Source organism: Xanthomonas sp. NCPPB 4037 (genome assembly GCF_041475695.2).
Classification (GTDB): Bacteria; Pseudomonadota; Gammaproteobacteria; order Xanthomonadales; family Xanthomonadaceae; genus Xanthomonas; species Xanthomonas campestris.
On the sequence record NZ_CM191261.1, the window covers coordinates 2,781,175 to 2,802,870 of the forward strand.

Here is a 21,696-nt window from a genome sequence, read left to right on the forward strand (position 1 = left end):
TTGAAGCTGCAATATCGCGGACTGCCGGTCGTCAGCATCACGCAGGAGGACGATGGCTCGTTTGAAATTCGGACGCGTTGCTACATCGAAGGCCCAAGCGTGAAACGCCGTATGGCGACACAGGCGGGATGCCTCCGATATGCAGATGCTTGGTTGGGCCGGTGGCGGGGCCAGGCCAAGGCAGAGATAGACAACAAGATCCGCGCGGCCGAGGTGATGCGGGCGCAGGACGAGGAGAGCCGCCGCAATCTGCCACTCGCGCAGGTGGCCCCCTCAGGCAAGCGGCGTCGCCGGCGCTAGAGCCTCGATGCCGCTGGCGGCGAAGGCGGCAAGTCGCGCTGCGTGAAAATTCTTGCTTCAGCTATCTCAATCTCGGGTTCGTTGTCTGTATCCCAAACCAGCGTCGCGCCGTCGGGTGTCTCCTCGCCAGATGCTCCGCTGATCTTCAGCCAGATGCCGATGGGAACGAAGCCATTCGCTGACGCTGTCACCAGATCGCGCATTGCATCCGGAGCGAGCGTGATTGCGGCGTACAACTCTGCCCCTTGTTCGAGGCCGCTGGTTAGGTAGCACGCGACCCTGCCCACAATACCGGGCGATTGCTGCTGGCCAACCACCTCCCCGCCTGCCGAGATGGACACCTCCCAAGTGAACGGGGAAAGGTCGAACCCATCGGATGTTTCCAGAGCCGCCATGCCGGCCGCAGCCTTCATGCTCATGGTCGGCAAGGTGGCTTCCAGGCCCGACGGCGCATGGGAGCCCAAGCCCAAAGTCCAGCTCAACGGTTTCAGCAGCAGGGTCTTAGTCGATTGCATTGGCGTCCAGTCATGGCAGATCTACTTGCGTGCAGGGTCGGCAGCACTGGGGTTGAGTAGCAGCGTCAAGCAGTACGCGCAGTCGGTTTGGTGATTCGGTACACGGTATGGGAACAACACTATGAAATTCTTCCGATGGCTTCGCGACTCGGCCAGTTACTGGCGGCGCGCAGCAGTGCGGACAATCAACGTTTGTACGATGGCGGCGTCCCCGTAAGGACATAGAGGATATCTACGCCAATATGGTGCGCAGCGATGAGATACGCGCCACCAGGTAGATTTGTGTCTTTTTCGAAATACAGCTGCGCCCACCTACTGACAGAACAGCGCTCGGCCATTTCGATTTGAGTAAGGCCGAGGCGCTTTCGCTCCGTCAGAAGACGTGCGCCGACGGTCTCGGGGAGCGCGGTTGTAGCTGTACGAGGGTTTGAACTCATGAACGGTGTTTGGTTAATGCGCGGAAGCAAGCATGATAGCGGTCAAGCCTAGCGCCTCACCCTCACCAATGCCCCGGCTTATCGATTGGCTTGCCAGGCTTACGAACGCGCTCTGGAAGCTGAGCTGCGACCAGCTCGCCATCCAAAATGTATTGACGTGTCCAGTCAGCGCGGCTCGACAGCGAGACGCTGACTCTTCTGTCCGATTCACCATCGATCGGCGGCCTGCGTGGCGTGACCACGCCAAGCACGATGGTCGGGAAGTCCTCGCGGATAGCCGCAAGGACCGGCTCGATATCGCTATCGTTGGAGCACACAACCAGTTGCTGATAGCGCGCCGACGCAGCATCGCGATACATGGCCAGCGCCAGGTTCACATCGGTCTGTTTCTCTTCGAGCTTCCAGACCCTAACCCGTCGCGCTCGATCATACGGCTGGCCGCTGACAAACTCCGGCAGAAGGGTTCCCGCCTTGTCCCAGCTGTGTTTGCCTAATGTCGTGGCGAATCGTTGTGGGTGGGTATGAGGGTCGGCAGGGAATCGTTCCGAGAACAGCCATTTCATTGCTAAGGCATTGAATCAACTTGTGATATCAAAGGAGAACCAAGAATGCCGACGTACAACGATGACTCTGCGCTTGCCGTGCTGTTTCGTTTGCCGCAGGCAGACGGCGGGCTGTACGTGGTGGCTACCGCCGACACCAATGACATGGCTCAGGTGTTCGTGGCTCAGAAGCTCCCGCAGCGCATTGGGCACGGGCCGGCTCGCTATGAGCGCCAGCCCATGTCCGAGAGGGTACGGGAGCGCTTGCTCGCGAGCGGATTCAACGCGGACCAGCTGCAGTAGGATCGAGCTTCCCAGGGATCAGGCGGGATAACTCAGAATTATCCCGCCTTAGAGCATGGCGACCTTGCGGCTCCGATAGCGGTCACGACATTACGTAATTACGTGGTACGTACCACGGTACGAAATCGTTGGCCCTGTTGAGCACGATTCCCTGCCGACCCTCGTGCTGTTCTTGATCCATGCAACGATCCAGGGCCTGACCGGCGCCCTAAGTCGGTTTCATCAGCACTAAGTCGCAGATCGACACAATCATTTCAGCGTTCGGCGGCACACGTCGATAAGGGAGATTTATGAATGCAGCACGGTTGATGGCTGTTGTCTGTATGGCACAACTTGCGGGCTGCGCTCTTCAGCCAGCTCGGGATCCAGAGGTGACGCAGCTGCGCCTTGATGTAACCCAGCTCACCAGCCAGGTCGCCGAATTGGAACGTAAAGGCAAGCACGAGACGCCCCCGCCGCCCGCTTGCTATCTCAATGGGCAACCCTACAGCGAAGGCGCTGTCGTGGCAGGGCGAATCTGTGGGACCGGCACGATGGTCTACAAAGACGGCCAACGGACGCCACTTGAATGGTTGCCCCATCGCACGAACTGATGGCGCCTGCCCCGCGCTTTTTGCCCCGCTTAAGCGGGGCTTTTTTTGCCCGCTCAAACATTGAATGGTCCATTTAGGCTGGCCCATTTTAGGTGGTCCGTTTGTCGTTTTCAGAAGACGATTTCACCAGTTCACTGGCTGGCCGCCGTGTGTGCATAGAACTTCTGACCGAGAGCGGTCAGAAGTTCTATGCACGAAGCGCCGCGAGAGGTCGGAATTGCTCAGAACTCCTATGCACGGTGCGACAAAGTCGGAACCGCCGAAAATTCCGGCGATCAACCGGCAAGCTGCTTGATGCGCTCGGCCAGGCGGCCGAAAGCCTCGTTCACGCATTCCAGCACCTTGGGTGCTGCGCCCTGCGTGCGCAGCGAGTCTTTGAAGGCGTCCAGGTCGGACAGCCATTGCCGATGCAGGCGGCCCAGCTCGTCGAGCTCGCACGAAACGCCTGGGGAGTTGGCCGACTGTTAGGATCCAGCGGTGGATTTGCTCAGCCAACCGCGCTGGGCCCAATATCTCAGCATCCATCCATTAAGAAGACCGGAAGCGATCTTAAAATCCCAGATCGCTTCGCCGGCCCCGAACTGCCGCTTACCACTGCCGGTGCTAGAGAGCTCCATTGCGCTCGCCATCACAGTAGGATCTTCGGGGAAAAACGCTGCGCGAAAAGCATCTATCTTCGTAGCAAGCTGAAGAACATCTTGCGGTGCTAGCATTTGACCAAGATTGTGCCCAATCTTATTGCGCAAAGCATTTAGATCGAGCACCGCCAAACATATCTCCACCGGTACACCGAAGGCGGCAGCAAGTTGCACTTTATTCGAAAAGTTCTGTGGTACGGAGGTGATGACTTTGGCGATCTGCGAATTGATCGAGGATTTCAGAGCGACTACCAGCAGCTTTTCAACGTGAAGGTGGATACGCAACACACATCCTACGAGGTCCTCTGTCTCAAAAGCACGTATTAATTCTTCGTGCGAGAAGGGTTGGATAAATTCATGATAGGCCGACACGGGTAAACTCCTGAGATTGCGCTATTAGGGAACCTCTGAACAACGCCCCTCACAAAAGGCGCGTTGATTGCCCTTGCGCCGTGAGAAGTGCCACCGCCTTCTTATCGAAGGAAACGAAGGTTTCCCCGCCAAGCCAGTTGCCTTCGTAGGCAATGACGCCATCGGCAAAGTCTCCGCCCGCGTCGAGCACCAGCAAGCCAGCCTCCACGGCAGGCCGGTTCACTTCCACATTCGCGGCGGCCAGTAGTGCCCGGATCGCGCTGGCCGCGTCGGCTTGCTGGAAGCCGTAGACACGCAGCAGCACCCAAACAAATTCGCATAGGCACGGCAACGCGACCGCGATCAACTCGGCGTCGGTCAAGACTGCGGCGGCAACGTCCGCTTGTGCGGGATCGTCACGCACAACCGCACGCACAAGGACGTTGGTATCGACTGCGACCTTCATTGCTTACCTGCCCAGCCTTGCGCCGCCGCCTCGTTGATTTCTTCGATGGTGGCAACCTTCTGCGTCCTGCCCGCGAGCAGGCCGACAAAGCTGGCTATCGTCCCTGCGGGTCGGGCCGCCTTGAGCACGCCCCGACCATCTGGCAGCAAGTTCAGTTCGATCTTGTCGCCTGGCCTGATGCCGAGGTGTTGCAGTACGTCCTTCCGAAATGTCACTTGTCCCCGTGCGGTAACGGTCAATGTGGTCATGGTGGTTTGCCCTCGCAACCCAAGGTTGATGCTTTGCATTGTAATGCAAAAACGCCTTACTTTCAATGTCCGTCAAACGATCATTAGTCGGCCATGCCGGACATTGTCCGGCAATGCACTTGCTTAACGGGTTTTCGGACATTATGATAGGCGGACAGAAAGACGGACAAAAGGGGCGGTAATGGTACTGATCGGCTATGCGCGGGTATCGACGGCGGAACAGGACACCGCTTTGCAGACGGATGCGCTACGCAAGGCAGGCTGCGAGCGCGTTTTTGAGGACACGGCTTCTGGGGCCAAGGCCGACAGGCCCGGCTTGGCTGATGCGCTGGCCTACCTGCGCGCCGGCGACGTGCTGGCCGTCTGGCGTCTGGATCGGCTCGGGCGCTCAATGCAACACCTCATCGAGACAATCGCCGCGCTGGAAGCGCGTGGCGTCGGCTTCCGGTCGCTGACCGAAAGCATCGACACCACCACGCCGGGCGGACGGCTCATCTTCCACGTCTTCGGCGCACTGGGCCAGTTCGAGCGCGACTTGATCCGCGAGCGCACCAAGGCCGGGCTGACCGCTGCCGCCGCACGCGGGCGGAAGGGCGGGCGAAAGCCGGTTGTCACGGCCGACAAGTTGCAGCGAGCGCGGGAGCACATCGCCAACGGGCTTAATGTCCGAGAGGCCGCTAAACGGCTCAAGGTGAGCAAGACGGCTCTATACGCCGCGCTGCAATCCACTAGTGCAGCCAACTTCTGACATTCCGTGCAGCTGTCCTCTGAGAATGACACATCCGCGACCAGAGGACAGTTCACCAACTCAAGGGCGGGCGACCCAAGGCGTCCAGTCGCTCTGCGTCCTCCAGGATCGCTGTTGTCGTGCGCGGCGAAATGGGCTGCGCTTCATCCAGCCCGTAGGCTTGCCGCGCAGCATCGGCGGCTAAATCCTCAAGCGTCCCTTGTGAGTACTCTTGCAGTCTTTGACGCGTGCCTTCGGCAAGATCCGGGGCGATGACCGGCATCGAGGAAAAGATGTAGCCCGGCGCATGCTTGGCATGGTTAGCAAGAAAGACTGCCCCCATGTCGCGCGCATACGCATGCCGCGTAGTTTGCGGATCCTCGATCTCGGCTCTGAATCCGTTTGTCCTGTCCAGCGCTTCGATTGCGTCAGGCTTGTCGAATCGTTCAACTACAGTGGTGGTCGTTCGGTACGTTTCGGCCCAGCGCGAATCCCCTAGTCGCACGGCTGGACCATCGCACCACGAGTCAAGGACCACCGCGGACTCCTCCGCCTCTATCGCGCCTGGTGGCTGGTAAAGCGCGTAGATGTGGGGCACCCCGTAGTCACGTACGGTCATCATCTGCCCGCCATCCTCCATGCGGACGGCATGTTGACGTGCATTGATCGCTGCGTTCTCGTCACAGTTGCCAGCCCCCAAAGCCAGTGCGCTTCCTGCCCATGAATTCTGGTCATTTCTACTGAGGGTGTAGGACAGAGCGCTGTAGGTGGCGCTCCGTCCGTTGCTGAGCCTCAGATCGCTATCGACATTGCCTCGTCCAAGGTGCAAGGCGAGTCGTGTCTCGTGCACCGTCGCTGTGGCGTCGGCAAGGCGTTGGCGGTCGCGCGCATCTTCGATGGGTCTGTCGTTGAGGCGCATACCAAGCTGGTAGGCCGCCTGCTGAACTTCGTGCGGCTGTAGGGTCGGCCCGGCGCCCGCCCGCCTCGCCCTGCGAGCCCCGAGTGATGGCAAGCCATGCAGGCTGGGTGACATGGGCGCCTCGGAGGATGAAGGCGTAGAGGGCGGGGTTTGCTCTAGGGCGTGAGTTGCATAATGGTCAGGTGACCCTGCCACGCTCGGCTTCGAAACGCATAGACCCATTTCCAGCTCCTGCAGTACTGAGTCATCAAGGTTAGCGAGAAGCTCTCCGATTTGCGTAGGCTCACCGAAGTCATGGCTGGGACCACGAAGGATTGGCGCTGGTACGCGCGCGTGCTTGCCGGCAAGCACGCCTGCACATCTGAAAGATTGCGGCGAACCCTGGGGCAATGCCGAGTCATCCATTGCTGGTAGCGGCGCTGTGGCTGCACTCTGTTGCCGGGTAAATCGGTGTTGGAGCAAGAAGGGCGTGTATCGATGAAGGAGAAGTACTGGCCGGATCATCTGGCCAAGGGATTTATCGGGATTGACGATGCCCAATTTTCACTGGCGCATCTGCAGCCATTCACTTACCAAGTGACCATTGCCACGCCCGACCGGGCGGCGGTGGCGGTGTCTGTATCCGTGGAATTCAGTTCGCACTGCGTCAGCAAGGGCCCGCCCAAGCAAGGGCCGGCGCTGGTCTTCCACGCAGGCCACGACAACCTGGTTATCGACCAGCGTCGGATCTGGCGCTGTTTTCATCCCGCGCGTTATGGGGGTTCAGCCGACATACGTGTAAAAATGACTCGCAGAATCCGATTTCTTTTGTGAAAACATGAAGTTGCCAGATAAAACGGCGCTTCCATCGGCTCATCCACTACCTCGTCCCTTTCGAGGTTCGGCACGCTGCAACTGTCTTGCGGCGAGTGTGCGAGGCCGGTCGGTCACAGGGTGTGTAATAGACGGACGCCGCCGGCCCATGTAGCGGGGTCTTGACCATGCGGGCCATCCCAAGCCGCGGGATGCAGGTGATCGGCTCGTGCTCGCTCTCATGAAGCCAGTGGCATCCGTCTATTACCCACCCTGCCGACCCTCAATCCGGCGGTAGGAGGCGTGCCTGACGCAGCGCTGCCAGATCGGCCGAGCCGGTACAGAAGCAAGCCACCGCTAACTGGCGGATAACGATCTCGAAATGCGCGACCACCGCCTCGGTCGATACTGTTGCCGCGCGCAACACGCCGGCGGCCTGCCCGGCGATGTCGGCACCCAGGCGGATTGCCTTGGCCACATCGACGCCATCGCGGATTCCCCCAGACGCGATCAGCTTCACCGCAGGCAGCGTACGGCGGATGGCCTGCACGCTGGTCGGGGTCGGAATGCCCCAGTCGGCAAACGCCATCGCCACGGCGCGGTCGGCAATATCAAGGGCACGCTCGCCCTCCACCGCCGCCCAACTGGTGCCGCCGGCACCGGCGACGTCGATCACCGCCACGCCGGCCTCGACCAGCGCACAGGCCACCGCAGCCGACAGGCCTGATCCCACTTCCTTGACAACGATCGGTACACCGATACTGCGCGCGGTGCGGGCGATCTGGGCCAGCACGCCACGCCAATCGCGGTCGCCCTCCGGTTGCACTGCTTCCTGCAGCGGATTGAGATGAATGATGAGTCCATCAGCCTCCAGCGCATCCACAGCTCGGCGCGCCAGATCCAGGCCATCTGCCTCGCATAGTTGCGCAGCGCCGATATTCGCCAGCAGGGGAATGTCTGGTGCGTTGCGGCGCAGCGCGCGGGTCAGTCCCTGGGCACTGTGCGATTGCAGACTCACGCGCTGAGAACCGACGCCCATGGCGATGCGCAGGATCTGCGCTGCCTCGCTCAGATGGCGATTGATCGCATCGGCGCGCGGCATACCGCCGGTCATCGAACTGATCAGCAGCGGCGCACGCAGGGTCTTGCCCAACAACGATGCCCGCAGGTCGATTTGCGCCAGATTCAGTTCGGGCAACGCGCAGTGTTCGAAGCGGATGCGTTCCCAGCCAGGCACGACCGCGGTCGACGTGGCTTGCCTAGCCAGCACGATGTCCAGATGGTCGTCCTTGCGCCGGCTCAGCGCCTCGTCCCCGCTTGCTCCCGCGCTCGCGGCGGTACCGAGCAGCGCGTGCGGATCCGCGCCTGGTGCGTGTTCAGACCTGCGCATGCTGGCCTCCCTCCACCGCATCACTGCGGTAGCGGTTGATCGACGTCTGGTAGTACTGCGTGCCGATGGCCGCCATGGCTTCGAACAACACGGGCCACGGCGTGGGAAAGCGTTCTTCGGTAAGAATCTGTTGCAGCATGCGAATCAGGCCGGCCAGTTCGTCGTGGAGGAAGTCGACCACAGGCATGGTCGGGTAGCGCTGCTGCAGTATGATCGCGGCGTTGGCGGTTTCGCCGGCTACCTGGTCCTTGTCGCGTCCGTGCAGGTCGTTGTGCAGGCGTCCAATCGCGCAGATCAGCCGCAGGGCCTGGCGGAATGCGGGACGCTCGCGCAGGGCCGACATTTCCAGGCCCCACAGCAGCGACAGGCAGCAGAACACGTTGGCGTAAGCAATCGAATTGATGCCGGTGTAAAGGTACTCGGCATAGGACCAGGCGTGCGCCGTTGCTGCCTGCGCGGGGCCGACGCGCAGCGCAGCGCAATAGCGCCGTGTGTCGTAGAGCAGTTGCACATAGTCGCCATGCTCGTAGGCAAGCCCGGCCAGCGAAGCACGCAGCGCGGCACAGGCCTCGAAGCCCGGCAGCGCGCACGGCACGCCTTGCCCCAGCGCCTGTTCAACCGCGTCAAGCTGCACCGGTGCGATCAGGGCCAGGTCGTTGCAGTCATCGAGCCAGAACAACAGCGCCAGTTCGCAGTAAAACGCCACAGTCAGCGCGTCGTCCTGCGGATCGCGGCCGGTGCGGGCGTTGATCTCGCGTAATCCCGGCTGGATGCACTGCAAGATGTAACTCCCGCCCCTGACCGCTTCGGCGGCATGCTGGTCGGCGAAGCCCGTCAGGGATCGCCCCCAGTCCCGCACCTGCTGCAGTGCGTGTTCGCTCCCGATCATGGCGCCGCTCCTGCATGCGTGGCCTCGGCCGGCGCGCCCTGCTCCCAGTGCAACGCCAACCACAGCCCGGCAAGTTCGGCCACACGCACAACCAGGGTCGGGCAATACAGTTCCTTGCCGATCCACAGCGGGGTTTGCGGCAGCGCGTACGGCACATACCGGGCGAGCATCCACGCCCGCGCCCGCGTCACCGCCTGTGCGATACGCCTGCGTGCTGCCGGTTCCTCGCTCCGGTCCATCGTGTGCAGCGCGAACAGCGCATAGGCGGTTTCCTCGAGCGTGGGCGCACTGCCGGCGCCCCAGCCGCCGTCCTCGCGCTGGGCCTGCAGCAACGCCGCCAGCACGCGTTCGTCCCGCCATTGTGGCTGGCCGTGCGCCAGCGCGGCGACCGCGTGCGCGGTGGGATATAACCACGACACATGCCATTTCTCGTTGCTCCAGACGCCATCGGGGTTACGGTTTGCTTCGACGTAGGCGCGGGTGGCGACGGCCGGCTCGCCCAGCAGGCGCAATGCATGCAGCGCATGGATATTGGTCGACACCGAGGCATTGCGTTCGCCGGGGAAGGTGACGAACAGCGCGCCACTTTCGAACTGGCGCAATGCATCGGCCGCCGGGGCGCGGCTGGCCAGATGCAGGACGCTCAATGCGACTGCGGTGTCGTCCGCGTCGGCTGCGAAATGCTTGGCTGGCCCCAACCCGCGCGCGCTCATGCGCGTCTCGAGTGGTGCGACGGTCGCGCACACGGCCTCGGCGAGCGCGGGATGCGCGAATAGCCCGGCCAGGTGCAGGGTATACAGCGACCAGGCTGGCTCGAACACATTGATCGGCCAGACGTTGGGCACGATGCCCTCGATACCGCTGCGGGTCGCCTGCGCGGCCGCCTGCAGATACGCGTCGGCGCGCCCGGCTTGCCGTGTGCCGCCTTGCTGCAGCGCCTGCGCACGCCAGGCGGCGGTGGCCGCCGGACTGATGCCGATGCTGCCATCCTCGTCCGGGCATGCGCTGACCTGCTGGCCCAGGCCCCATGCCTCCCAGGAATGCAACAGCGGATGCCCGGAGGGCAAGGTCGTCACCTTCGCCAGCCTGGCCAGGCGTGCCTGACGCAGTGGCCACAGCGCCGGGTGGCGCGGAAATGCCGCGCTGTTCGACAACGCGGCGGCCTCGCTGTACAGCGGCGGCAGGATCAGTTCTGCGCCGATCGGTGCATCGTCCGGTACGGCGTGCGCATAGGGATCGGGCTGTCGCTCCAGAAAGCGCGTCGCGGCATGGAGCGCCTCGGCCGCGCCGGGAAGTGCCCCGGCGCGCTGCAACGCCAGCCATGCGGCCCACGTGGGGACATGCCGGAACAGCGGGAAATCCACACTTCCCCACCCGCCATCGACCTGCTGTTGCGCGATGAGCCATGCGTAAGCATCGTACCTGTCAGCGAGACCGTCGTGGAACAGTAGCGCGCGCGCCGTGTCGTAGACCGACGGGCCAACGGTGCCACCGTCGCGCGTCTCACCAAGCAGATGGCACAGTTCCGAGAGAATCTGTTCGGACAGCGCGCTCATGTGGATAGCTCCTCCTGCCGCAACGCGCACGGCACGTGCTGGGACAAATACGCGCCGGCCCGCCGCAACATCTGCTCCAGCCGCTGCGCGCGCGGCCCCAACGGGGTGATGGCTTCGCCTGCGTCGCGCAACAGGTTCAACGCGAACTGACGTGCGGCCGGCAGGCCCATGATCGAGGCACAGGTCGGCTTGTGCGCCGCCGCGTCCTTGCCGGGGGTCTTGCCCAGTGTCGCGACATCCGCCGTCGCGTCGAGAATGTCGTCCACCACCTGTAACGCCAGGCCGAAGCAGGCGCTGTAACGATCGAGCGCGGCGTACAGTTCGGCATGCTCGGCATCTTCGGCGATGGCGCACAGCGCGCCCATGCGGACCGACGCGCGGACCAGCGCGCCGCTCTTCATCCGGTGCATCGCCATGATCGTATCCAATGCGACGTGCTTGCCGACCAGTGCCAGATCCATGGCCTGCCCGCCGGCCGCGCCGTCGGCGGATACCGCCTGTGCCAGTTCGCGCACCAAGGCGATGCGGTTGTCGCCGGGCGCCTCCACCCTGGCCAGGGTCAGGAACGCGTGCGCCTGCAGCGCATCGCCGACCAGGATCGCGGTGGCCTCGCCGAATTTGACGTGCACGGTCGGCAGGCCGCGACGCAACACGTCGTCGTCCATGGCGGGCAAGTCGTCATGGACCAGAGTGCAGGCGTGCATCATCTCAATGGCGGCGCCGACGTCGTCGAGCACGTGCGCCGGCGTGTCGGCCAGGTCGCCGGCCGCCAGGCAAAGCAAGGCGCGGGTACGCTTACCGCCATGCAGGGTGGCGTAGCGCATCGCCGCCATCAGCTCGGTGGTGCCGTCCTCCTCGGCGTTGAGAAGAAGCTCCAGCACCTGCTCGACCCGTTTTGCGCCAGCCTGCATCCAGACTTCCGGCAGCAGATGGCCGGACGTGGCATCTGCCTGGTGCCCCGATCCGCCGAGCTCGGAAACGCCTACGCGGTCGTCGTGTGCCGTGGATCCGATCTGCATGTTGTTCATGTGGTTATTCCTGCAAGAGGACGGCCGCACCGCCTCGGTGGTAAAGGCGCCAGTTCCGGCATGGGTTGCCCGCTCATGCGAAGCCGATGCGGATGGCCATGGACGGATGCGCGGTCGGGTAATAGCGCCGGCCTTTGTCGACGTCGTTCAACAAGCGCGGCCGCAACCCCGCCTTGTGCATGGTTGATGCAAGGACGATGCAGAACTGCACCAGCTCCAGCCAGACCAAGTGGTAGCCGATGCATACGTGCGGGCCAGTACCGAACTGCAGCATGTCCAGAGGCCGGATCGGCTCGCTGCGTTGCAGCCAACGCGCCAGGCGAAACTGGTCCGGCGCTTCGTGCAGCATGGCCGAGTTCGAGAAATGCAGCAGCGGGATGCACAGTGAGGTACCTGCCGGAATGTGCCGGTCACCGAGTTGCAGATCGTGCACGGCGCGACGAGGCAGCAGCGTGGTCGCCGGGTGCACGCGCAGGGTCTCGCGGAACAGCGCCTCGGCGACCGGGCACGCCGCCAGGTCCGCAGGCTCGGTCGGCACTGCGCCCAGCCGCTGCGCCTCGTCGACCAGCGCCTCCCACAGCATCGGCTGTCGCGCCAGCTCGATCACTATCCAGGCCATTGTCGAGGCGGTGGTGTCGTGGCCGGCCAGCAGCAGCAATCGAATGTTGGCGACTAGCACATCGTCGGCGAGCGCCTCGTCACGGCCATCGAAAGCGTTCACCATGTCGTTGATCAAGCCGGTACGTGCGGCATGCGCGCGCGCGTCGCGGACGAACTGGCGCAACTGGGCGTCGATCCAGTCGCGGGCGGCGCGGCCGCGACGCAATGGTAGCCCGGGCAGATCCAGCGGCGGCGCAACGATCAGTTGCAGCAGTTGCCGGTACTTGCGCTGCCACCCCGGCAGATCCTGCGCGGGGATGCCCATCAGGCTGAAGATGAGGGTAAGCATCAGGTCACCGGTTTCGCGCAGAATGGACACCTCGCCGCGCTCGCGCCACGCCTGTACGCGCGCCTGGATGACCGGCGCGAACAGCGCGCCGATGCCGGCCTGGGTCAGTCCCTTCGGCAGGAACGCCGCCTTGATCGCATCGCGCGTCTGCCGATGCGCGCTGCCGTCCTGCGCGACCAGCGTTCCCCCCAGCAACTCCGGCGCGATCTCCTCGATCAGCGCGGAGGACACGTCCTTGTGCCGGAGCAGAGCGAACGCGTCCTGATCCACGCAGGTCATGAGTTGCCCGGCGGGGCCGAAATCCAGCCAGAAGTGCGCGCCCAGGGTACGTTCGGCCTGCTGCAGCAACCGCGGCAGGTCGCAGACGATCGCCGGAAGATGCCCGACCAGCGGATAGGCGCCGGGCACCACCGGGATGCCCTGCTGTAACCGTAGCCGTCGGTTAAGCGGGTTGCGCAGCAAATCCATCAGCGATCCGCCACGAAAGCGGTTCCGATGGCATCGACGCTGGGGGGCGCCGTGCGACTATTGCCGCCGTCGGCGTAGGTCGGCACGTGCGCCAGCATGCCGCCATCGATGCATATCACCTGGCCGGTGATGAACGCGGCCTCGTCGGAAAGCAGGAAGGTCACCAGCGCCGCCACGTCCTCGGGGCGACCGATGCGCGGCAGCAACTGGTGCCGACGCAGGTGTGCCTGCATGGACGCATCCAGCTTGGCCAGCAGGCGTTCGGTCATGATGAGTCCGGGCGCGACCGCATTGCAGCGAATCTGCGCATGCCCGTACTGGGTGGCCAGCGACGCCGACAGCATGTTCATCGCCGCCTTCGACGCGGCATAGGCGGTCTGCGCGGTGTCGCCGCTGAGCCCCTGGCACGAGGACATGTTGACGATCGCACCACCGCCGCGGGCGATCATCTGTGCAATGCCCTCACGGCAGCACAGCAGCGTGCCGCGCAGATTGGTCGCCATGGTCTGGTCCCATACCGCCAGATCGAGATCGAGGATCGCGCGGTCGTGCGGTGTCAACTGCATCGCACTGGCGTTGTTGACCAGCAGGTCCACGCAACCGAAGTGCCCCGTCGCCGTCTCGAACAGCGCGGCCACCGCCTGCGCATCGGCGATGTCGGTCGCCACGGCCAGCGCGCCGCCCCCGTCGTCCACGATCTGCGCGGCGCAGGCGATGGCCGCCGGAGCATCGATGTCGGCCACCACCACGCGACCGCCATCGCGCGCGATGGCCATAGCGCAGGCCTTGCCGATGCCGGCACCGGCGCCGGTCACCACGGCCACCTTGTCTTCAAACCGTCCCATCGTGGCCTCCTGGATTGCGTGTGCGTTCGGCTTGCGAATCGGCTTGCGAAGACGCCGGCGCGGCTCTGGTACGTGCGGCATCGGCATCGATGACCCGGATCGCGGCGACCGGACACTGGCTGGCCGCTAGCCGCGCCGCGGCGTGCAGCGCAGGCGGAACCTCCGACAAGCACACTTCGGCGACGCCGTCAGGCTCGCGCTGGCGGAACACGCCCGGCAAAGTCAGCGCGCACTGACCGGTGGTCGCACACAACGCCTGATCGACCACGACACGCATCTCAGCCACCGTGCACCTCCTCCAGCCGTACCGGCAGGGCGCGGAACGTGCGCAGGAAACCGGAGGGTTCACGTGTCGGCGGCGCGGCCAATGCCAGCGTGGGAAAGCGTGCGTGAATCCGCGGCAGGCTCTCGGCCAACTGCACCCGTGCCAGTTGCGCGCCCAGGCAGAAGTGAATGCCGTGGCCGAAACTCAGCATCACCTTGCCGTCCGTCGACATGCCCGGGCTGGTGCCATGGAAACGCGCCGGATCGAAGCGATCCGGATCGGCGAAGGCTTCCGGGTCGCGATTGCCCGCCGCGATCAGCACGCGCACATCCGAGTCCTTCGGAATCACCATGCCCCCCAATTCGATGTCGCGCTGGGCGATGCGCGGGATGGAGCTGAACATCGCCGGCGCGTCGCAGCGCAGCACTTCTTCGACGAAAGCCTTCACCTCCGCCTCGTCGCCTTGCAGCCAGTGCAACAGTTCGGGATGCGCCAGCATCGCCAGAACCGCATGGTCGAGGGTGGCGGCGGTAGTGGCGAAGCCGCCCAGCAGCATGCCCCAGAGCATGCTTATCAGCTCCGCGTCCGAGAGCGCGTCGGCATCGTCGTCGTGCGCCCCGACCAGCATTGAGACTATGTCCTGCTGGGGGGTAGCGCGCTTGCGCTCAATCAGGTCGCCGAAGTAGCGCTGGACCCCGGCGCTGGCAGCATCGGCCGCAGCGAGTTGAGGATCGCTGGCGTGCGGGCTCAGGCCTTCCAGAATGGTTCCGATGCTGGTGGTCAGTGCGAATATGTCGTCCTGCGGCATGCCGAACAGTTCGGCGAACACCAGCATCGGTAGCGCCAGCGCGAACTCGCGATGGAGATCCACCGTCTCCCCGCGCTGCAACGCGGGCGTCATGGCATCCAGGCGTGCGGCGACGGTGCGGGCGATGCACGGCCGCAGCGCGTCGATCTGGCGCATGGTGAAATCGCGCGAGATCAGCCGGCGCAGGCGCGTATGCGTCGGCGGCTCCTTCATCGCCAGCGTGGAGGCCAGCAGTTGCATCGACAGGCTGGTCGCCGCACGTGGAAAGTAGCGCGCCAGCTCGCCCGGCGCCGGGCCGCGGAACGCGTCGCCGGTGGCCTTGAGCGCCCAGTAGATGTCGGCGTGGCGGCTCAGCAGGAACAGGCCCGAGGCTCCGCGATGCACCGGATCGTGCTCGCGCAGCCAGCGCATGAACGGGTACGGGTCATTGATGCATGCTGGCGATGCCAGTTCGGCGAAGGCATCGCGGCAGATTGCGTTGGGTGCTGCTTGCACGTCCATCTTGCTTGGTTACCTGTTGGCTGACGGATCGGTCTGGCACAGCGAACGCGCCAGGCCTGAGTGGAAGAGCGCCACCGGGGCGGCGTGCGTATGTCACCAGCGCACCGGAAACGCCTCGAAACCGCCGGTGATGATTTCCTTGCGGAGCGTCAGTTCTTCCGGCGCCACTGCCAGGCACAGTGCGGGAAAGCGCTGGAAGATCGAACCGAACACCACCTTCAGTTCCAACCTGGCCAGCGCTACACCGATGCAGTAATGCGGACCGTAGGAGAACGCCAGGTGCGGCTTGGCATCGCGGCCGATGTCAAAGACCTTGGGATCGTCGAAATGGCGCGGGTCGAACGAGGTCGCCGGCAGGCCCACCAACACCTTGCTTTCGGCAGGGATGTGCACGCCAGCGATGCACACGTCGGCCCGTGGGTAACGCATGATGCCGTCCCAGCCCGCGCCCGGCGGATACATGCGCAGGATTTCCTCGACGGCACTCTCCACCATCGACGGATCGGCGACCAGGCGCTCGCGCTGTTGCGTATGGCGCAGCAGCGCCAGCAGGCCGAACTCGATCTGTGCGACGGTGCTCTCGTGCCCCGCCACCAGCATGCCCGCCGCCAGACCGATCGCCTCTTCCTCGCTTGCCTTGCCCTGATCGACCGCCGTGAGCAGATCGGTCAACAGGTCGTCGCCCGGTTCCTCGCGCTTGCCGCGCATCTTGCCGCAGATGTAGGCGCGCAGTTCTTCCCAGGCCACGCGCGACGCGCTGCGTGGACCGCTCTCGTGCTGGTGCGTCATCACCTCGTCGGACAGCCCGGCGAAGAAGGCGTGGTCTTCGTAGGGCACCCCCATCAGCGCGCTGATGACTATCGCCGGTAGCGGAAACGAAAGATGCCTCCGCAGGTCGGCAGGCTGCGCCTGGGCCGCTAGCGTCTCGAACAACTGCGCGGCGATCGTCTCAACCTGTTGCGCGAGCAGCTTCACCCTGCGATTGCTGAAGGCTGGCGCCACGATTGTGCGCAACCGGGCATGCTCGATCCCCTCGTGCGACACCAGCCACCCAGGCGACCCAAGAATCACCGAGTCCGGCGTGAACTCCGCTGGCGGCATGCCAGCTGGCCGGAACGCCGCATCTGACAGCACCTGCTTGGCCTCGTCGTAACCGGTCACCCACCAGCCTTCGTGTCCGGACGGGAACCGCACGCGGTGGATCGGGCCGTTGGCGAGCAACGCCAGCATGTCGGGCGAAGGTTCGATGTGATTGACGCGCCACATCGGCAGCGTCGGCAACGAATGGTCTGACATGGCGCTCATTCTCTAGGCGATGGAAGGGCGAAAGGTGACCGGCAGGCGCTGCGGGCAGCGAATGACGTAGGACGGCATGTAGGTCACCTCTTCGGTGGCGATGGCCAGCGCCAGATCATCCAACCGTTCAAACAGCGCAGGAAAGGCGCAGCGCAGTTCCAGGCGCGCCAGCGCAGCGCCCAGGCAAAAGTGCGGGCCCTGACCGAACGACAGATGGGGGTTATGGCGGCGAGTGACATCGAACCCGTCGGCGCCTGGACCGAAGGCCTCCTCGTCGCGATTGGCCGTATGAAACGCCATCAGCACGGCATCGCCGCGGCGCACGGGGCAGCCTTCGATATCCATATCCTGCGTGGCATAGCGGAACGGAAGATTCGCCACACTGCTGCACCAGCGCAATATCTCCTCGATCGCCTGCGGCCACGGCACCTGGCCGCTGCGCACCAAGTGCAATTGCTGCGGATGGGTCAGCAAGGCCAGCACGCCATTGCCGATGACGCCGGTGGTAGTGACGAAGCCCGCGGAGAGCACCATGAACAGCATGTCGATGAGTTCGGTATCGGACACCAGTTCGCCCTTGTCGCGCCCGGCGATCAGCGCCGAGGCCAGATCGTCGCCTGGCTCGCGCCGCTTGCGCGCGATCAGCCGATGGAAAAACTCCGGAATGCGCTGGCGTGTCTGTTGAATCTCCTCCGCGGTGGCGGAGGTGTTGGCCAGGCTATTGGTGAGTGCGACGATCTCCTCGCGCTGGTCGTCCGGTAGACCGAACAGGTCGGCGATCACGCTGGTGGGAAGCGGAATGGCGAATTCGCGCATCAACTCGGCGCTGCCATGCCGGGCCATCCCTGCCAGCAGCCTATCGACGCAGTGTTCGATGCGCGGCGCCAGCAGGGCGATACAGCTGGGTGCGAAACTCCTGGCGAGCAGACCGCGCAAGCGCTGGTGGTCGGCACCATGCGCGGTGACCATGTTGTCCAGCTTGCACATCCCGATCAGCGGATGATTTTCAGGAATCTCGCCGTCCTGCAGCGCCCGCCACTGCCGCCAATCCCGGTTGAAGCGCTGGTCGGCGAGTAGCCGTCCGAGCGTGCCGTGATGGCCTGCAGCCCAGGCCACTACATTGCCGGGAAGCGCTACCCGCGCCATCCCCGGCCGCTGCAGAATCGCGGAAGACAAAGAATCCAGTTGCGTGGGAGCAACCGAAACATCGATCACGTCGCAATGATCGTTTTCTGGGGACATGCCAAAATTCCTTGAATGGCAGCAGGACAATCTCAGGATTAAGGTAAAGCCTCGCGCAGTGCACTGGTCGAAGAAGAAGTCGACTCCCTGCGCGATGGCGGCGACGACTTAGATGGCGCGGCCTGCTCTGTGGTGGGGGTTGCATAATGCTCAGGTGAGCCTGCAATGCTCGGCTTTGAACTGCATAGACCCATGTCGATCTCCTGCAGTGACTGTAGAAGCAAGTTTGCCGGGGGAGCGCTCGACTTGTTTCGCCTCACCGAAGTCCTGGCTGGGACGACGAAGGCATACGGGATGACCGGTGCCTTCCCCCGAAACGGCTGATCATCTGCCTGCTGGCGTTGCACCGGCTGCGATGGCGTTTTCGGGTTCTCCAACGGGGCGCGGTGGCCGCAGCTGCTCCAAGAGCTGTTCCAGCGTGCTCAGACGTACCGTGGCCCGCAAGGTGTCCGCCTCGGCGTGTTCCCGGCGCTGGCGCTCTTCGACCAGCTCTGTCCGCGCCGCAGCCAGTTCGGCGCGCACACCTTCCAGCGCTTGGACATCTTTGGTCCATCGCGCCTGCAGGCCTTGGTGCTCGGCGGCGGTCAGGCGCAGCGCGTCGCGCTCGCGCTGCTGGGCGTCGGCACGCTGGCGTGTCTGCGTCAGTTCCTGCTCCAGGCGGGTATGGCGTTCCAGCCACTGGCCGTTTTCCCGGTTGAGCTGCATCAGGTCGTGGTTCTTGGCGGTCAAGGCCTCGTTGGCCTGCCGCAGGGGCGACCTGCAACTCCTGCACCTGGTTCTCATGCCGGCGCTGTTCCTGCTCGCGCTGGTCTCTGACGGAGGTCCGGTAGTGCTCAAGGGCTTCCCTGGCGTGTTCGTGCTTCTGCTCCAGCGACTGGGCATGACGTTCGTGCTCCGCCAATCGCGCAGTGAGGCCCGCGATCCGCTCCTGCAGTTGAGCCAGTTCGGTAGTGCGGCTGGCCACCTCGCTTCTGGCGGTGGCGCTCGCCTCGCATTCGGCCTGCAGGGCGGTCTCGCAGCGCTGCAGCTGCGTCGTGAGTGAATCAGCCTCTTGCCGGGTGCGACGTCCCCCCACCCTGAGTAGTGGCTTGGTTTAGATTCCGGGGGTAATGATATCGGTGTTTGCCAGATGTTGGGCATAAGCAGCCGGGGTCATGCCGCCGATCGCCTTCTTGGGTCGGTCCTCGTTGTATTCGCGTCGCCAGCGTTCGATTTCGGTGCGCGCGTGCAGCAGTGTCGGGAACCAGTGCTCGTTGAGGCATTCGTCGCGTAGTCGGCCATTGAAGGATTCGACGTAGGCGTTCTGGTTCGGTTTGCCGGGTTGGATCAGCCGCAACTGCACGCCACGGGCATGCGCCCAGGCGACCATCGCCTTACCGCAAAACTCCTTGCCATTGTCGGTACGGATGACGTGAGGCAAACCGCGACTGTGTGCCAACCGATCCAGCACGCGCGTCACCCCGTGCCCGCAGATCGCGCGCTCCACGTCGATGGTGACCGCTTCGTGGGTTGCATCGTCCACGATCACCAGACACTTGATCACTCGGCCTTCGGCGGTGCGGTCGAACACGAAATCCATCGACCACACCTGATTGGCCTGTGATGGCCGCAGCAGCGGCTGACGCTCGCCTATTGGCACCTTTTTGCGTCTGCGACGCCGGACCTGCAGCTGCTGCTCGCGGTACAACCGCTCCACACGCTTGTAGTTCACGATGCGTCCTTCTTGTCGCAATTTGAGATAGATCATCCCCACGCCATAACGGCGATGGCGATGCGCCAACGCACAGATGCGTTCGCGCAGTTCGACGTTGCGATCTTCGCGCGGGCAATAGCGCAGCGCACTGGCGCTCATACCGATCACTGCCAACGCACGACGCTCGCTGGCACCACGCCCGATCCACTCGCGCACCAGCGTACGACGCGCCGGTGCGCTTACCACTTTTTCGCAGCGCATCCTTGATCAGGTCGTTCTCGAACAATTGCTCGGCCAGCAACTTCTTCAGCCGCGCGTTCTCGGACTCGAGGTCCTTGAGTCGCTTGGCATCGGGCACGCTCATCCCGCCGAATTTGCTGCGCCACAGGTAGTACGAGGCCTCGCTGAAGCCATGGCGCCGGCACAGGTCCTTGATCGCCACGCCGCTTTCGGCTTCGCGCAGAAAGCCGATGACCTGCTCGTCAGTAAAACGTTTCTTCACGTCCAATCTCCTCGGGGTAGGGAATTGGACTCCAAACTGAGGCGCTACTCAAAATTGGGTGGACGTCGAGAGCACGACCTGCATCAGGTCCTTCCAGTGCGTCTCGATCAGATCCCAGTCGACAGTGTCCCGGAACAGCGCGGGCCACGGTACGTCTGAGCACGCTGGAACAGCTCCTGGCGCAGCTGCGGCCACCGCGCCCCGTTGGCGAACAAGTAACGTCTGGGAAGGACGAAACCTCCCCAGACGCAAATAGTCAGTTGCTTTGAGGAAAGCTAATGCCGGGCGAAGCGCCACCAAAGACGGAGCAACTACCGCGCGTCAGGTTGTTCTGCTCGAACGTCTGGCCGGCATTGCCCAGGCAAGTCGGGGCATTTGTCGTACCATCGTTTACCGCTACGTTTACCGTGACGTGCGAGCCGCGATTGAACGACACCGTCTGAGTTCTGGCGCCGTTGCCGAAGATGTTGAATTCGGTCAGGCGCCAGATCTTATTGATATCCACCGTAGAGGCGCGCTGACTCACGCTGTAGGCCCTTCCGTTCACCGAAAACGACACGGTATCCACGCCCCCCGAGGTCGCAGAACCGGTCAGCTTGACACCAGCGATGCCCGAAACTGGCACCAGAGGCACTCGCACCAATTCGCTGTTAATCACGCAAGCGTTGCCTTCGTAAGCATCCCAGCCGGACGGGCAACCCGCCGCATCGTATTCCGAGGTACTGTCCGCATATACCCAGCTTTCAATGAAGATGACCGGGTCAAAGCCATTACTTGAGTCTTCGTCGGCGTCGCTGGAGTAGACGTACTGTTGCCAGGTCTTGCACGAAGAAAAACCGAACTGCGCGCAAGCGGCGGGGTTGCTGTCGTTGTCGGTATTGATTTGCAGCGAGTATTGGACTACCCCAGTGGTCACGCCGCTTACGCTCGGGAACGAACCGACGGCTGAGTGGGTGAGCCTGCCCGTGCGTGCAGCGTAGTCATCGCCATTGCCGGTGATGAGCACACGGTTGTCGGTGGTGGTACGAGCGTTGCCGCTGGCAACGTGTCGTGGCTTCATGACCAACTTCGGCGGTGCGCCACAGCGTACCGCCTGCCACCCCATGTCCGGAAATGTCGAGCTAAAGCAGCCCTCCATAGCCGGAGCCTCGTGCTTGAGCGTAGTTTCCCATGCAGACATAGCCTCGGCACGGCCAGTATTGTTTATTGCAGCGACCTGCGCCGCTGCACCCGCGCTAACGATGCTTCCAACGATGCAGGCGCCAAGCATGTACTTCGATTTAAATTTTCTCATGGTCTTTCTTCTGGTTTGATAGTTAAATTACAGTAAAATTTTAGTAAATTTGCGGCGCACCAATCGGAAGTAATCGCCGCGTTAGAGAAGTGCCACTTCTGCGGCAACGCGTTACTTCGTCCTCGATCACAATTCATAA

Annotated in this window: 22 protein-coding genes and 4 pseudogenes; 5 read left to right on the forward strand and 21 right to left on the reverse strand. The window is 63.4% G+C overall.

Annotated features, from left to right (window positions below; all coding sequences use genetic code 11):
* Entirely contained in the window at positions 1-300 is a 300-nt protein-coding gene (locus ACCQ01_RS12520) for a hypothetical protein (protein WP_228434166.1), read from the forward strand.
* Here the strand turns inward: ACCQ01_RS12520 and ACCQ01_RS12525 are convergent.
* The 3 genes and pseudogenes from ACCQ01_RS12525 to ACCQ01_RS12535 all read right to left on the reverse strand — a co-directional run bounded on the left by ACCQ01_RS12525 (position 297) and on the right by ACCQ01_RS12535 (position 1,629).
* Complete coding sequence (locus tag ACCQ01_RS12525) at positions 297-815, reverse strand: hypothetical protein (protein WP_228434165.1); 519 nt, start codon at positions 813-815, stop codon at positions 297-299. The genes ACCQ01_RS12520 and ACCQ01_RS12525 overlap by 4 nt on opposite strands.
* 215 nt (positions 816-1,030) lie before the next feature.
* Positions 1,031-1,153: pseudogene (locus ACCQ01_RS12530) on the reverse strand (XRE family transcriptional regulator); the annotation flags it as partial.
* 161 nt (positions 1,154-1,314) lie between these two features.
* Positions 1,315-1,629: a PIN domain-containing protein gene (locus tag ACCQ01_RS12535; protein WP_323370346.1), complete on the reverse strand. Its 315-nt coding sequence runs from the start codon at positions 1,627-1,629 to the stop codon at positions 1,315-1,317.
* Between the two features lie 231 nt (positions 1,630-1,860).
* Between ACCQ01_RS12535 and ACCQ01_RS12540 the strand changes: the two genes are divergently transcribed.
* Positions 1,861-2,097 carry a hypothetical protein gene (locus ACCQ01_RS12540; RefSeq protein WP_055026918.1) on the forward strand — a complete coding sequence of 79 codons (237 nt, stop codon included), beginning with the start codon at positions 1,861-1,863 and terminating at the stop codon, positions 2,095-2,097.
* Between the two features lie 1,057 nt (positions 2,098-3,154).
* On the opposite strand, the gene ACCQ01_RS12545 is transcribed toward ACCQ01_RS12540, so the two are convergent.
* The 3 genes from ACCQ01_RS12545 to ACCQ01_RS12555 are packed head-to-tail and all read right to left on the reverse strand — an operon-like array spanning position 3,155 to position 4,393.
* Positions 3,155-3,700 (reverse strand): hypothetical protein, encoded by a 546-nt coding sequence (locus tag ACCQ01_RS12545; RefSeq protein ID WP_228434164.1) that lies wholly within the window; start codon positions 3,698-3,700, stop codon positions 3,155-3,157.
* Positions 3,701-3,749: 49 nt separating this feature from the next.
* Positions 3,750-4,145, reverse strand: a complete 396-nt coding sequence (locus ACCQ01_RS12550; protein WP_003159186.1) for a type II toxin-antitoxin system VapC family toxin — start codon at positions 4,143-4,145, stop codon at positions 3,750-3,752.
* The gene (locus ACCQ01_RS12555) at positions 4,142-4,393 is read right to left on the reverse strand and encodes an AbrB/MazE/SpoVT family DNA-binding domain-containing protein (RefSeq protein WP_002804328.1); all 252 of its coding nucleotides are present in this window, start codon (positions 4,391-4,393) and stop codon (positions 4,142-4,144) included. Before ACCQ01_RS12555 ends, ACCQ01_RS12550 begins: the two co-directional genes overlap by 4 nt.
* 181 nt (positions 4,394-4,574) lie before the next feature.
* On the opposite strand from ACCQ01_RS12555, the gene ACCQ01_RS12560 reads away from it, so the two are divergent.
* Positions 4,575-5,141: a recombinase family protein gene (locus ACCQ01_RS12560; protein ID WP_011036809.1), complete on the forward strand. Its 567-nt coding sequence runs from the start codon at positions 4,575-4,577 to the stop codon at positions 5,139-5,141.
* 52 nt (positions 5,142-5,193) lie between these two features.
* Here ACCQ01_RS12560 and xopE read toward each other — a convergent pair whose 3' ends face one another.
* On the reverse strand, positions 5,194-6,261 hold the full coding sequence (gene xopE / locus ACCQ01_RS12565) for a XopE/AvrPphe family type III secretion system effector (RefSeq protein WP_228434185.1): 1,068 nt from the start codon (positions 6,259-6,261) through the stop codon (positions 5,194-5,196).
* Between the two features lie 255 nt (positions 6,262-6,516).
* Between xopE and ACCQ01_RS12570 the strand changes: the two genes are divergently transcribed.
* Complete coding sequence (locus ACCQ01_RS12570) at positions 6,517-6,852, forward strand: YjaZ family protein (RefSeq protein WP_228434163.1); 336 nt, start codon at positions 6,517-6,519, stop codon at positions 6,850-6,852.
* A gap of 262 nt (positions 6,853-7,114) precedes the next feature.
* On the opposite strand, the gene fni is transcribed toward ACCQ01_RS12570, so the two are convergent.
* The 13 genes and pseudogenes from fni to ACCQ01_RS12635 all read right to left on the reverse strand — a co-directional run bounded on the left by fni (position 7,115) and on the right by ACCQ01_RS12635 (position 20,263).
* Entirely contained in the window at positions 7,115-8,242 is a 1,128-nt protein-coding gene (gene fni / locus ACCQ01_RS12575) for a type 2 isopentenyl-diphosphate Delta-isomerase (protein ID WP_372358797.1), read from the reverse strand.
* A complete protein-coding gene (locus ACCQ01_RS12580) occupies positions 8,208-9,110 on the reverse strand; it encodes a terpene synthase family protein (protein ID WP_228434161.1) in 903 nt (300 codons plus the stop codon). The genes fni and ACCQ01_RS12580 overlap by 35 nt, the downstream gene beginning before the upstream one ends.
* Positions 9,107-10,666 carry a hypothetical protein gene (locus ACCQ01_RS12585; RefSeq protein WP_228434160.1) on the reverse strand — a complete coding sequence of 520 codons (1,560 nt, stop codon included), beginning with the start codon at positions 10,664-10,666 and terminating at the stop codon, positions 9,107-9,109. Before ACCQ01_RS12585 ends, ACCQ01_RS12580 begins: the two co-directional genes overlap by 4 nt.
* Complete coding sequence (locus ACCQ01_RS12590; protein ID WP_372358899.1) at positions 10,663-11,577, reverse strand: polyprenyl synthetase family protein; 915 nt, start codon at positions 11,575-11,577, stop codon at positions 10,663-10,665. Before ACCQ01_RS12590 ends, ACCQ01_RS12585 begins: the two co-directional genes overlap by 4 nt.
* A gap of 190 nt (positions 11,578-11,767) precedes the next feature.
* Positions 11,768-13,111, reverse strand: coding sequence for a cytochrome P450 (locus tag ACCQ01_RS12595; RefSeq protein ID WP_228434158.1), 1,344 nt, complete (start codon positions 13,109-13,111; stop codon positions 11,768-11,770).
* Positions 13,111-13,956: a glucose 1-dehydrogenase gene (locus tag ACCQ01_RS12600; RefSeq protein WP_267132187.1), complete on the reverse strand. Its 846-nt coding sequence runs from the start codon at positions 13,954-13,956 to the stop codon at positions 13,111-13,113. The genes ACCQ01_RS12595 and ACCQ01_RS12600 overlap by 1 nt, the downstream gene beginning before the upstream one ends.
* Entirely contained in the window at positions 13,943-14,233 is a 291-nt protein-coding gene (locus tag ACCQ01_RS12605) for a ferredoxin (protein WP_228434157.1), read from the reverse strand. Before ACCQ01_RS12605 ends, ACCQ01_RS12600 begins: the two co-directional genes overlap by 14 nt.
* 1 nt (position 14,234) lies before the next feature.
* Positions 14,235-15,440, reverse strand: coding sequence for a cytochrome P450 (locus ACCQ01_RS12610; RefSeq protein WP_228434156.1), 1,206 nt, complete (start codon positions 15,438-15,440; stop codon positions 14,235-14,237).
* Between the two features lie 183 nt (positions 15,441-15,623).
* A complete protein-coding gene (locus ACCQ01_RS12615) occupies positions 15,624-16,826 on the reverse strand; it encodes a cytochrome P450 (RefSeq protein WP_228434155.1) in 1,203 nt (400 codons plus the stop codon).
* 12 nt (positions 16,827-16,838) lie between these two features.
* Complete coding sequence (locus ACCQ01_RS12620; RefSeq protein WP_228434154.1) at positions 16,839-18,068, reverse strand: cytochrome P450 family protein; 1,230 nt, start codon at positions 18,066-18,068, stop codon at positions 16,839-16,841.
* A gap of 74 nt (positions 18,069-18,142) precedes the next feature.
* A pseudogene (locus ACCQ01_RS12625) lies at positions 18,143-18,262 on the reverse strand (type III secretion system effector XopAI); the annotation flags it as partial.
* A 130-nt stretch (positions 18,263-18,392) separates the two neighbouring features.
* Positions 18,393-19,131 (reverse strand): annotated as a pseudogene (locus ACCQ01_RS12630) (DNA-binding protein); the annotation flags it as partial.
* 30 nt (positions 19,132-19,161) lie between these two features.
* Positions 19,162-20,263, reverse strand: a protein-coding gene (locus tag ACCQ01_RS12635) for an IS3 family transposase (RefSeq protein WP_228434153.1) whose coding sequence is annotated in 2 segments (ribosomal slippage) — positions 19,162-20,011 and positions 20,010-20,263 — 1,104 coding nt in all. Because the reading frame shifts where the segments join, the coding sequence is not laid out codon by codon here.
* 134 nt (positions 20,264-20,397) lie between these two features.
* Between ACCQ01_RS12635 and ACCQ01_RS12640 the strand changes: the two are divergent.
* Positions 20,398-20,532 (forward strand): annotated as a pseudogene (locus ACCQ01_RS12640) (DNA-binding protein); the annotation flags it as partial.
* On the opposite strand, the gene ACCQ01_RS12645 reads toward ACCQ01_RS12640, so the two are convergent.
* Positions 20,520-21,557: a hypothetical protein gene (locus tag ACCQ01_RS12645; protein ID WP_228434152.1), complete on the reverse strand. Its 1,038-nt coding sequence runs from the start codon at positions 21,555-21,557 to the stop codon at positions 20,520-20,522. The pseudogene ACCQ01_RS12640 and the gene ACCQ01_RS12645 sit on opposite strands and share 13 nt — an antisense overlap.
* Positions 21,558-21,696 lie beyond the last annotated feature (139 nt).